The organism is Pectobacterium sp. CFBP8739, assembly GCF_013449375.1.
Classification (GTDB): domain Bacteria; phylum Pseudomonadota; class Gammaproteobacteria; order Enterobacterales; family Enterobacteriaceae; genus Pectobacterium.
In genome coordinates, this window is sequence record NZ_JACDRR010000042.1 from 1 (window position 1) to 11,870 (window position 11,870).

Below are 11,870 nucleotides of genomic sequence, written 5' to 3' on the forward strand. Positions count from 1 at the left end.
GGCTGGGCAAATAACACCATTTCGCCAACGTTTTCCACCGGCTCGGCTTCCGTCCTCGGACGAATACAGCCTTTATCCTGTAAACAGGATTTAGCGTAAACAGGCGGAACAGTCAGCATCGGTGACAATATTAATATAGGGGCGCGGGTTAATGCGGCCTGTTTCGCGCATTCATGAACCGGCGAGCGATAAGGGGTATCACCAATAATGACGTTGCCACTGCCAGAGATAATCACCCCTCCACAGTGGATACCATCCCCAATACGCGCAGCGGGCTTGCCGTTAATAATAACGGTGGATGAACCTTCGGCAATTTTTCGGGAATGAACACCATGTGGGGCATTAGGGCAGAGACAACCGTGCAGTTGCACTGTATCACCCTGTCGGGCGGCAGGCTGTCCATTAATAATGACATCAGGACTGCCTTCGGTTATCGGCGTTTCGGGGAAGCAGCCATGACCACTTCCGCTATCGTTAAGACGGGCGGCACCCGGCATTGTCATTCTCCTTTGACCGTGAATCCTTCCTTTTGATGGCTAAATATTGGACGTTGTTTATGGATAATTCAATACTGAAACCCGTATCAGGACATTGATACAGCGGTGATAAATGAGATACTCACTACATCAGTGCTAGCGCGCTATTCTCCCATGTAAACACATTTTTCATATCCAGATAACCAAGATTAACCATAAGCTGTATCTGTCCGTTTTTTCTTGTATTCTCGCTATTTGAAATAATAAAAGGTACAACGTCTAAATTTCTACCCAGTTCATCGATAAGTATTCGTGCCATAATATATTGCCGAAGCAGTTGATGGGGTAAAAACAAACGTCCGTTCGCACCAAAAGTTTGTGAATCCTTGACTTCACCGATATAAAGTTTATTTCGCGTCTCAATAACAATATCAATTTCCGTGTGGCTAATGTTCTGAAATAAAAGTAATGGGGCATCTTCTCTTTCAAGAGAATAATTCAGCGTTTCTTCAATTCGTAAAAACTTCCGATTTCCATTCTGAAATGTCAACACGTTCCTCTGTAAGTCGGGGAACAATCGCAAAAAACGTTCATAGATAGCGTCATTATTAATCGTATTTAAATTAATGTTATTATCGAAAAGATAATCACGATAGCCATACCAAAACAACTCAAGCCTCGCCTGAACTCCATCATCAAAAGGCTCGCTTTCATCATCATTGTTTCTCATTAAGTATGAAATTAGCTTTTTATTTTTCAGGTCAAAAAGATTGTTTACCGTTGTCCAATTTTCGGTTCTGTTCTTTATGCCTAAAATTTTATTATCCTTTTTAATGTCATCATCCTTTTTAATTTTATCCATTTACGAGCCTCGTATTCATGAAAACACATACGAGGCCAAGATATCACGCTTAATGCATTAATACTCGCTCATCGGCACACACGAGCAGAACAGATTACGGTCACCGTACACATCGTCCAGACGCTTCACGCTCGGCCAGTATTTGTGTTCGCTGCCTGCCGGGAATACCGCCAGCTCACGGCTGTACGGATGCGCCCAGTCAGCCACCAGATCCGCCTGTGTATGCGGTGCGTTGACTAGCGGATTGTCATCCAGCGGCCATTCGCCCTGCGCGACGCGGTTGATTTCGGCTCGGATCGCCAACATCGCATCAATAAAGCGATCGATCTCAACCTGACTCTCCGATTCCGTTGGCTCTACCATCAGCGTGCCCGCGACCGGGAACGACATGGTTGGCGCATGGAAACCGTAGTCGATCAGGCGCTTGGCGATATCCATCTCACTGATACCCGTGCTCTCTTTGAGTGGGCGAATATCCAGAATACATTCGTGAGCCACGCGACCGTCACGGCCAGTGTAAAGCACCGGATAGGCCTGCTGTAAGCGCGTCGCAATGTAGTTGGCGTTCAGGATCGCCATCTGGCTGGCCTGTTTCAACCCTTCCGCACCCATCATGCGAATGTACATCCAGCTAATCGGCAGAATGGAGGCACTGCCGAACGGCGCCGCCGATACCGCGCCCTGCTCCGTCAATACACCAACCATTTTTACCACCTGATGACCCGGTACAAACGGCGCCAGATGCGCTTTCACGCCAATCGGCCCCATACCCGGTCCACCGCCGCCATGCGGAATACAGAAGGTTTTATGCAGGTTCAGGTGCGATACATCTGCGCCAATGTAGCCCGGCGTCGTAATACCAACCTGCGCGTTCATGTTCGCCCCGTCCAGATACACCTGACCACCGTATTGATGCACGATCTGGCACACTTCCCGGATCGTCTCTTCATAGACACCGTGAGTGGATGGATAGGTCACCATGATGCAGGAAAGCTGCTCGCCCGCCGCCTGTGCTTTCTCACGCAGATCGTGCAGATCGATATTGCCCTGCTTGTCACAGGCGACCACCACCACGTCCATCCCCGCCATCTGTGCCGATGCTGGGTTCGTACCGTGGGCGGAACTCGGGATCAGGCAGAGATGACGACCCGCTTCATTGCGACTTTCATGATAGCGACGGATCGCCAACAGCCCCGCATATTCGCCCTGTGCACCTGAGTTGGGCTGCATACAAATCGCGTCATAACCCGTCAGTTGCACCAGCCAGCCCGAGAGCTGTTCGATCATCTGACGATAGCCCAGCGCCTGTTCCGGCGGGCAGAATGGATGCAGCTCGGCAAATTCCGGCCAGGTAATCGGCAGCATTTCCGCCGCCGCGTTGAGCTTCATGGTGCAGGAACCCAGCGGGATCATCGCCTGATTCAGTGCCAGATCCTTACGCGCCAGACGGTGCAAATACCGCATCATCTCGGTTTCACTGTGATAGCGGTTGAACACCGGATGCGACAGGATCGCGTCGTGGCGTACCAGCCCAACTGGGATCGTCGCAGTCTGCTGAGCAACCGCCGCATCAAGCGCGTCAATATCCAATCCGTGCTCGTCACCCAACAGCACCGCAAACAACGTCAGCACATCTTCACGCGTGGTCGTTTCATCTAACGTGATACCTACGGCACTGGCTAAATCAGCTCTGAGGTTGATGCCAAAACGTAATGCGCGGCTCAGTACCGCGTCTTTGTCAGCAACTTCAATTGTCAGTGTGTCGAACCAGCTACGATGGCGCAGTAACAGTCCGCCCTGCGTTAATCCTGCCGCCAGAATATCGGTCAGACGATGGATACGTCCTGCGATACGTTTTAGCCCCTCCGGCCCGTGGAATACCGCATACATTCCGGCAATGTTGGCCAGCAATACCTGCGAGGTACAAATATTGGAGTTCGCCTTCTCACGGCGAATGTGCTGTTCACGCGTCTGCATCGCCATGCGCAGCGCGGTGTTGCCTGCCGCATCGCGCGACACGCCGATGATACGTCCCGGCATCGCCCGTTTATGCTCGTCGCGGCAAGCGAAGAAGGCCGCGTGTGGCCCGCCGTAGCCCATCGGCACGCCAAAGCGTTGTGCAGAACCGAAGACAATATCCGCGCCCTGCTTGCCCGGCGCGGCCAGCAGCACCAGCGCCATGATGTCCGACGCCACGCAACTGACGACCTTACGCGCTTTCAGTGCAGCCATCAGGTCGCTGTAATCGTGCAGGTCGCCCGTCGTCCCCACCTGTTGCAGCAGTACGCCAAACACCGCATCGTCTTTCAGCGCCTCTTCCGCCTTGCCAACAACAATCTCAAAACCAAAGGTTTCCGCACGGGTACGCACCACATCCAGCGTTTGTGGATGCACGTCGTCGGCGACAAAGAAACGCTCAGCCTGCTTGAGTTTGCTGATGCGTTTTGCCATCGCCATCGCTTCCGCCGCCGCGGTCGCTTCATCCAGCAACGAGGCGGAGGCCAAGTCCAGACCGGTTAAATCCTGTGTAACCTGCTGGAAATTTAGCAGCGCTTCAAGACGTCCCTGAGAGACTTCCGGCTGATACGGCGTATAAGCGGTGTACCAGCCTGGGTTTTCGAGCACGTTGCGCAAAATTACCGGTGGCATCAGCACCGCACTGTAGCCCATACCGATATAGCTTTTATAACGTTGATTGCGTCCTGCAATGGCCTTCAGTTCAGCTAACGCTTCATGTTCCGTCACCGCTTCTCCTACCGCTGGCGGGCTGGGCAATTGAATATCCACCGGAACAATCTGGCGGATCAGCGCGTCCAGCGACGTTGCGCCCACCACCGACAGCATGTGCTGCTGTTGGCTGATGGAAGGGCCGATATGGCGCTCGATAAACGCGCCGTCATGTTCGAGTTGACTGAGTGTCTGGGTCATTACAGTGCTTTCCTTGATCAATCGTGCCTGCATTAATCGTGCTTGCATCAATCGTGATCGCTGCCGCGTTGAAAGACGACGTGGCGCATAAAACAAAACGCCCCCAGCTCAGCAAAACCGGGGGCGCGATAACTACTCGTCGTCTTCTTCCAAAGAAGCCTGATAGCCCTCGGCATCAAGCAGTTCGTCTAAATCAGACTCATCAGAAATTCTGATGCGGAACAGCCAGCCATCGGCATAAGGCGCGCTGTTGACCAGTTCAGGGGAGCTTTCCAGCTCGTCGTTCACTTCCACGATCTCACCGCTAATGGGCGCATAAATATCCGACGCCGCTTTTACCGACTCCGCTACCGCGCAGTCATCGCCTGCCGCGACGACCGTACCGACTTCCGGTAAATCGATAAAGACCATGTCACCCAGAAGCTCCTGCGCGTGTTCGGTAATGCCCACGCTGTAGATACCGTCGCCCTCGTGCAGCACCCATTCATGCGACGTGGTGTATTTTAATTCTACTGGTACGTTGCTCATTGCATCCCCTTTCCTAAAGTCGTTAATCCTATGAGCTTATATGTGATAAGCACGCGGCTATTAATACTGAACGATGGCTTTTCCAGCACGGACAAAGCCGGGTTTGGTCACGTGGACAGGCAGTTCGCGGTTACGAATCTGCACAATCGCCTGTTCACCAATTCCCACCGGAACACGCGCCAGCGCGATGCTCACACCAAGCGTCGGCGAGAACGATCCGCTAGTGATGACCCCTTCGCGCATCACGCCATCACTATCAGTAAAGCGCACAGGTAAATCATTGCGCAATACGCCTTTTTCAGTCAGCACCAAACCAACCAGTTGATCGGTTCCTTTTTCACGCTGATGCATTAATGCTTCACGCCCGATAAATTCGCGATCCTCCGGCTGCCAGGCGATTGTCCAACCCATATTGGCCGCCAGCGGCGAAATACCTTCATCCATATCCTGACCGTACAGGTTCATCCCCGCTTCCAGCCGCAGCGTATCGCGTGCGCCCAGTCCGCATGGCTTCACTTCAGCTGCCAGCAGTTGTTGCCAGAAATCGACCACCAGCTCATTCGGCAGCGCGATTTCATAACCGGCTTCGCCCGTATAACCCGTCGTAGCGACGAAGAAATCCCCCGCCTGCTTGCCAAAAAACGGCTTCATGCTGGCGACAGCAGCCACGTCTGCATCACTCAAGCCTTTCGCCTTCAGGCATTCCTGCACTCTTTCCTGCGCCTGCGGACCTTGTACCGCGACCAGCGCCAGATCCTCACGCTCACGGATTTCAACCCCGAACGGCGCAGCATGCTGCCCGATCCAGGCGAGATCTTTTTCACGGGTCGCGGAGTTCACCACCAGCCGGAAATAGTCTTCATTGAGAAAATAAACGATCAGATCGTCGATGACGCCGCCGGAGGCATTCAGCATGCCGGTATACAGCGCTTTGCCCGGCTGTGTGAGTTTGGCAACATCATTCGCCAGCAGATAGCGCAGGAATTCACGCGTTCTCACGCCGTGCAAATCGACGATAGTCATGTGGGAAACATCAAACATGCCTGCTTCCCGACGCACAATGTGGTGTTCATCCAGTTGGGAACCGTAATGCAGCGGCATCATCCAGCCGTGAAAATCCACCATTTTGGCGCCATCGGCCAGATGTTGTTGGTACAACGGAGTCTGCTTTGCCATTTTTCATCCCTCTTCAGCGCATGGCGTTCAGGCGATAAAACACACTGCGCAAACGATATCTTCTCACTGAACTTACCACCGACGCGCAGGTTAAACCACATCCTCAGTCATAAGATAAATTATATATAAGACGAAGAAAGTCGAGCCGCCCACAAAAAACAAATCAGCATAATATGCTTAACAATTAACAAAAATAAGCATGTGAATCATTTAAATAAGCACAATACACAAATTAATGATATTAAAACTGGATAATGAAGACATTGACATCCAACTGGAAACGCCATTCGGATTAGATAATATAATGATAAAAACAAACCTAAATTAGATTTTCTCAATCAAAAACTAACAACGACTCCCAACCTGACGCCCTCCCTTCCGCCATCATCACGATTCTGTGAGCGGCTTCTCAGGCGTCTTTATCTACGTGCCAACACACAAAATGACATGGCAGCCGTTGGAAGGCACTGATAGCCGATTTTATCCATACTAATAACAGGGAATTATGCAGCATGTATTTTCGCTTTATCAAAATCAAACGTGATTAGGAGATAAATGATGGCTAACAGAATGATTCTTAACGAAACGTCCTACTTTGGCGCAGGCGCTATTGCCCATATCGTCGATGAAGCGAGGCGGCGAGGATTCAAGAAAGCGCTGCTGGTGACGGACAAAGATTTAGTTAAATTTGGTGTCACAACCAAGGTTACGGCGAAGCTGGATGCAGCAGGATTACTCTACGACATCTACGATGAAGTGATTCCCAATCCAACCATCAGCGTGGTGGAAAGGGGCATCGAGCGCTTCAAGGCATCACAAGCCGATTACCTGATCGCAATTGGCGGTGGCTCACCGCAGGACACCTGTAAGGCTATCGGGATTATTATCAATAACCCCGAATTTGCCGATGTGCGTAGCCTTGAAGGTGTTGCCGCCACCCGACGTCCTGCCGTCCCGATTATCGCGATCCCGACCACCTCCGGCACGGCCGCCGAAGTCACCATCAACTACGTCATCACGGATGAAGAAAAACGCCGCAAATTCGTGTGCGTCGATCCGCACGACATCCCGATTGTCGCCATCGTCGATCCCGACATGATGATGAGTATGCCTGCCTCGCTGAAAGCCGCTACGGGGATTGACGCCTTGACGCACGCCATTGAGGGATTTACCACCAAAGCCGCTTGGGAACTGACCGATGCGCTGCATCTGAAAGCCATTGAGATTATCAGCCGTTCACTGCGCGATTCCGTCGCTGGGAAACCAAAAGGCGTGGAAGAGATGGCGCTGGGGCAATACATCGCCGGCATGGGATTCTCGAACGTCGGACTTGGGCTGGTACACGGCATGGCGCATCCGCTCGGCGCGTTTTACAACACCCCGCACGGCGTTGCTAACGCGATCCTGCTGCCGCATATCATGGCCTACAACGCGGATTATACCGGTGAAAAATTCCGAGACATCGCCGTGGCAATGGGGGTGAAAGACGCGGCAACGATGCCGATTGCTCAGGCGCGAGAAGCCGCTATTAACGCCGTACGGCAGCTTTCCCACGATGTGGATATTCCACCGAGACTGCGCGATGTCGGTGTGAGAGAAGAGGACATTCCCGCGCTGGCGCAGGCCGCCTTTGACGATGTCTGCACCGGCGGCAACCCGCGTGATACGAACATTGATGAAATTAAAGCGCTGTATCGGTCGATTTATTAACGCGTTATAGCAAGGCTCCGTTTTGTGCCCGTAATCGGTATTATGCGGGCACAAATAAACAAGCATAAAATTTATACAAACTAAACCAACACACTAATATTCAGATTCTCCATCAGCCAGTGGTTGTCGGAATAATCAACGGGAATCGCAATCACTGCGGGGCCGTCAACGTCCATCGCCTGACGGAGTTTACTGACCAACTCATCTGCGGATTCAACGGCAAATCCTTTTGCGCCAAATGCTTCCGCATAGGCTTTGAAATCAATCGGCCCAAACGACACGCCCGCCGGACGGTGGTATTTGTGCAGTTGCTGGATTTCTACCATGTTGTAGCCATTATCCACCCAGATAATATGCAGGAGATTACTTTTCAGTCTCACCGCCGTTTCCAGCTCCATACTGGACTGCATAAACCCGCCGTCACCGGAGACGGACACCACTTTTTTGCCGGGCTGCACCAGCGATGCGGCGATCGCCCACGGTAGCGCTACGCCCATCGTCTGCTGGCCGTTGGTCATCAGAATCTGTCGCGCCCGGAAGCTATACAGGTAACGCGCCAGCCAGATGTGAAAACTCCCCATATCCACACACAGCGTGACATCCTCGTTGACAATATCCTGCATCGCCCGCACCAAACGCAGAGGATGAATGGCAAACCCCGCCATTTTAATCGCACGCGTACTGAGATCGTGACGCTGACGCTGACGATCCTGTAACACGGACTGCGTACCCGCCGATAAGATAAACGGCTCGCTGATGCACGCGTTCAACGCATCCACCGTCATCGCGATATTTCCCAGCAGCTCGATATCAGGGTGATAAGCGCTATCGATCTCTGCCCGCAATACATCGATGTGGATCAGCGTTGCTTTACCGCTATTCCATAACACCGGGTCGTACTCAATCGGGCTGTAACCCACGGTCACGATCACGTCCGCCTGTTGCAGTAGCTTATCGCCAGCCTGATTGTTGAATAATCCGACACGTCCGGCAAAGTGATCGAACTGCTGCTGATCGATCACGCCAGCAGCCTGATACGTGCTGGTCACAGGCAGTTTGCTATGGTGAAGGAAACGACGCAGCGCCTGTGCATTTTCCTGCTGGCTAGCCATTAATCCGAGCAGCAGCACCGGATTTTTAGCCTGCCGTAGCCGCTTGGCGGCCTCGGCAACATCACTATGTGGCGCGCCATTTAGCAGCGGCAAATTCGGACACGCCAGCACTGGACTAATAACCGGTTCATTGACGATATCCTGCGGCAGGCTGACAAACGCTGCACCAGGACGGCCACTTTCTGCCGCTCGGAATGCATTCGCCAGCACTTCAGAGATCGCACTGGAGGCGGTGATTTCCGCACTGAATTTACTCACCGGTTGAAACAGGCTAACAGTGTCGAGGCTCTGGTGCGTCAGCTTAAGCTTATCAGCCCGTTTCACTGCCCCGCCCAGCGCCACAACGGCATCTCCTTCTGCGGTCGCCGTCGCCAGCCCAGTGACCAGATTGGAACAGCCGGGACCGGATGTCACCAGCGTCACCCCCGCTTTGCCCGTGAGACGCCCTATCGCCGCCGCCATAAACGCGCCGTTCGCCTCATGCCGTACCGGGATCGTTTGAATTGTCGAGTCTTCCAGCTCATCAAACACGCGATCGATTTTTGCGCCGGGAATACCAAAAATATGCTTCACGCCCTGCGCTTCCAGGTGTTTTACAATCAGCTCGGCTCCGCTACTCCAGCTTTGCTGTTCGGTGGACTTTTCCATGACATGACTCCGATGAAATGACTAGCTCTCTACTGACTTGATGACACTGTTGAGGTTTTCTGAGGACAGGTCGGCATTGAGAAATTCCCGATCCTGAGGCAGATCGATGATCAGTTTGGCAATCACGCCAAACGTCAGCGTGCCGTGGTCGACGTCATAATTAAGAATATGGCCGCCCCCCTGACGATCGTCAGTAATGAAATGTTCGTGGTAACCCGCGACATTAATTCCCTGGGTATAAGCTGGACTACGAAAACCAATAACACTGCCGTTACGGTGTTCAAAATGAAATGTCGGTTGTCCTTCAACGGCTTCCTGCATCGGTTTATAAGGCCGACACTGACGAGGGACGGTACGGGTTTCAACACAGCGAAAATTCCCGTCAATCCGCAACGCGCAGAACAAATTATCCGTTCCCACAATTTCGTCGATCTGGCGATGTACCTCTTCGCGCGACGTCCAATGATCAAAATGGATCGTTTCCGTCGGACGAAAGAATGTCATGACGGCGAACGGCGTTCTCTGCTCCGGCTTCGCCGCGCGCGCGCTGCCATCGGATAACAACTGGAAAATCTGGCTATTTAACGCAACCAGTTCCCCATCCAAACTATTAAATGTTCCTAATCCAAAGTCACCATATTCCAGTAATTCAGCTATCGTTCGGCTACCTTCGTATACGCCATTTATTAGCCCACTCATTAATGACGTCTGATAAATAACGCTGTCTACATGCTGCTGACGAAAATCATATACATAGCTAGCAAAGGCTTCCTCACAGGATTGTTCACTGATATTCGTTTTCATACCTTCCTTCTCACCGCACCAGTTACTTAAACTTTACTAATATTTAGATAAAGATTGACGCGGGAGAAAACAAAATTCCAATATGCAATTAAGGCTATTTCAAGATCGGAAACATATGGAGTTACGTAAATGGAGCTACGTTATCTGCGCTATTTTGTCGCCGTTGCCCAAGCTAAGCATTTCACGCATGCGGCAGAAAATCTGGGGATGTCACAGCCGCCTCTCAGCCAGCAAATCAAGAAATTCGAGCAGGAGATCGGTACACCGTTGTTCAAGCGACTAACGCGTGGCGTAGAAATGACGGAAGCGGGACAAGCGCTGTATGAGGATGCTCGTCAGATTTTGCAGTTGACCGATTCGGCCATCGCACGGACCAGAAGTATTGCGCGGGGTGAAAAAGGAAGCCTGAACGTAGGCTTTTCCCCATCGGCCATGTTCCACCCAACGGTGCTTGCCCTGCTACATCGTTACTGTCAGCAGTATCCACACGTTCAGCCGCTACCGAGGGAAGAAACCCCAGCAACGCTTATCGCTTCGCTGCAAGAACGCAATATCGATATCGCATTCCTGCGCTTACCTTGCGATCTCAGTGATGAGATTAACGGGGAAATTTTGGCTGAGGAGCCGATGAAACTGGTGTTACCCGCAGGGCATGCGCTTAGCCATAAAGCGCAGGTTTCGCTCAACGAGCTGCGTCAGGAGCCGCTGATTATTTTCCCACGCGAGGTGTGCCCGGGGCTGCACGATATGATTATCCGCACCTGCTATCTGTCAGGCTATGGCCCCAGACCCAACCCCTTTGCCCCGCAACTCACGGCAACGATCGGGATGGTCGCCGCAGGCTTCGGCATTACTCTGGTGCCGGAATCACTCGCCTGTATTAAGGCCGATAACGTGACCTATCATGACATCGGCATGCCCGAAATCCATACACAAGTTGCGGCTATCTGGCGTAAACATGAACGATCGCCCACTATCGTGAATATGATCCATCTGATACGCCAGCATCTGAGCAGCCTTTATCCCAATTAATGCCTTGATGAAGAAAATTCCGCCAATCTGCTCGTCAAAAAACTAGTAATTGATATAAATTCTTATATGATATTAGTTATCATTATCACTTTTGACGGGTGGAAAAATGCTGACAGCAATGATCACAGCCTGCGGGCTATGGAGCGTGAGTTGGTGTATGGGGAAGCATTTGTCGAGCGCCTGGGGCGTGTTGTTGCCTTGTGCCATCATGCCGCTATTAGCGCTGCTCGATCTTAACCTGACGCACCTGAAAGTGATTATCGCCATCGCCCTGCTGGCGACGCTCGTCATGCTGTTTCATCAACGCTTACGCCACTATTTATTGCTACCATCTTGCATTGCACTGGCTGGCGGACTGGCGGCGCTGTCCGTCACGTTTAATATGACGACGATGTAAACGGTGAACTTGTTCAGAAAGATCAATAAACGCGGAAAAGGACGATAGAGAGAAAAGGAAAAAACAGAATAAGCAGGAAAGGAAATCAGGAAGATACAGAAAAAATCTGTGGTGCGAAGAGAGGGACTTGAACCCTCACGTCCGTAAGGACACTAACACCTGAAGCTAGCGCGTCTACCAATTCCGCCACCTTCGCA

General features: G+C 52.0%; 10 protein-coding genes and 1 tRNA gene. 3 read left to right on the forward strand and 8 right to left on the reverse strand.

Annotation, left to right across the window (positions count from 1 at the left end; all coding sequences use genetic code 11):
* The 5 genes from H0247_RS19240 to gcvT all read right to left on the reverse strand — a co-directional run.
* Nucleotides 1–497: PAAR domain-containing protein (locus tag H0247_RS19240; RefSeq protein WP_180743964.1), on the reverse strand; the 497-nt coding region annotated here is incomplete at its 3' end.
* A 124-nt stretch (nucleotides 498–621) separates the two neighbouring features.
* Nucleotides 622–1,338, reverse strand: a complete 717-nt coding sequence (locus H0247_RS19245) for a hypothetical protein (RefSeq protein ID WP_180743965.1) — start codon at nucleotides 1,336–1,338, stop codon at nucleotides 622–624.
* A gap of 57 nt (nucleotides 1,339–1,395) precedes the next feature.
* Nucleotides 1,396–4,266, reverse strand: coding sequence for an aminomethyl-transferring glycine dehydrogenase (gcvP, locus tag H0247_RS19250; RefSeq protein ID WP_180743966.1), 2,871 nt, complete (start codon nucleotides 4,264–4,266; stop codon nucleotides 1,396–1,398).
* Between the two features lie 132 nt (nucleotides 4,267–4,398).
* Nucleotides 4,399–4,794, reverse strand: coding sequence for a glycine cleavage system protein GcvH (gene gcvH, locus H0247_RS19255; RefSeq protein WP_180743967.1), 396 nt, complete (start codon nucleotides 4,792–4,794; stop codon nucleotides 4,399–4,401).
* A gap of 60 nt (nucleotides 4,795–4,854) precedes the next feature.
* Complete coding sequence (gene gcvT, locus H0247_RS19260; RefSeq protein WP_180743968.1) at nucleotides 4,855–5,970, reverse strand: glycine cleavage system aminomethyltransferase GcvT; 1,116 nt, start codon at nucleotides 5,968–5,970, stop codon at nucleotides 4,855–4,857.
* Nucleotides 5,971–6,528: 558 nt separating this feature from the next.
* Between gcvT and fucO the strand changes: the two genes are divergently transcribed.
* Nucleotides 6,529–7,680 (forward strand): lactaldehyde reductase, encoded by a 1,152-nt coding sequence (fucO, locus tag H0247_RS19265; RefSeq protein ID WP_180743973.1) that lies wholly within the window; start codon nucleotides 6,529–6,531, stop codon nucleotides 7,678–7,680.
* A gap of 80 nt (nucleotides 7,681–7,760) precedes the next feature.
* Here the strand turns inward: fucO and alsS are convergent, their stop codons facing one another.
* Complete coding sequence (alsS, locus tag H0247_RS19270) at nucleotides 7,761–9,440, reverse strand: acetolactate synthase AlsS (protein WP_180743969.1); 1,680 nt, start codon at nucleotides 9,438–9,440, stop codon at nucleotides 7,761–7,763.
* 21 nt (nucleotides 9,441–9,461) lie between these two features.
* Entirely contained in the window at nucleotides 9,462–10,244 is a 783-nt protein-coding gene (budA, locus tag H0247_RS19275; protein WP_180743970.1) for an acetolactate decarboxylase, read from the reverse strand.
* 129 nt (nucleotides 10,245–10,373) lie between these two features.
* Here budA and H0247_RS19280 point away from each other — a divergent pair, with 129 nt between their 5' ends.
* The gene (locus H0247_RS19280) at nucleotides 10,374–11,276 is read left to right on the forward strand and encodes a LysR family transcriptional regulator (protein ID WP_180743971.1); all 903 of its coding nucleotides are present in this window, start codon (nucleotides 10,374–10,376) and stop codon (nucleotides 11,274–11,276) included.
* 106 nt (nucleotides 11,277–11,382) lie between these two features.
* Nucleotides 11,383–11,673 carry a DUF1435 domain-containing protein gene (locus H0247_RS19285; protein WP_180743972.1) on the forward strand — a complete coding sequence of 97 codons (291 nt, stop codon included), beginning with the start codon at nucleotides 11,383–11,385 and terminating at the stop codon, nucleotides 11,671–11,673.
* A 109-nt stretch (nucleotides 11,674–11,782) separates the two neighbouring features.
* Here the strand turns inward: H0247_RS19285 and H0247_RS19290 are convergent.
* Nucleotides 11,783–11,869 (reverse strand) — tRNA-Leu (locus H0247_RS19290).
* Nucleotide 11,870 lies beyond the last annotated feature (1 nt).

Coding starts and splice junctions, on each gene's coding strand:
- H0247_RS19245 (WP_180743965.1), bottom strand. CDS start 1,338: ATGGATAAAATTAAAAAGGATGATGACATTAAAAAGGATAATAAAATT.
- gcvP (WP_180743966.1), bottom strand. CDS start 4,266: ATGACCCAGACACTCAGTCAACTCGAACATGACGGCGCGTTTATCGAG.
- gcvH (WP_180743967.1), bottom strand. CDS start 4,794: ATGAGCAACGTACCAGTAGAATTAAAATACACCACGTCGCATGAATGG.
- gcvT (WP_180743968.1), bottom strand. CDS start 5,970: ATGGCAAAGCAGACTCCGTTGTACCAACAACATCTGGCCGATGGCGCC.
- fucO (WP_180743973.1), top strand. CDS start 6,529: ATGGCTAACAGAATGATTCTTAACGAAACGTCCTACTTTGGCGCAGGC.
- alsS (WP_180743969.1), bottom strand. CDS start 9,440: ATGGAAAAGTCCACCGAACAGCAAAGCTGGAGTAGCGGAGCCGAGCTG.
- budA (WP_180743970.1), bottom strand. CDS start 10,244: ATGAAAACGAATATCAGTGAACAATCCTGTGAGGAAGCCTTTGCTAGC.
- H0247_RS19280 (WP_180743971.1), top strand. CDS start 10,374: ATGGAGCTACGTTATCTGCGCTATTTTGTCGCCGTTGCCCAAGCTAAG.
- H0247_RS19285 (WP_180743972.1), top strand. CDS start 11,383: ATGCTGACAGCAATGATCACAGCCTGCGGGCTATGGAGCGTGAGTTGG.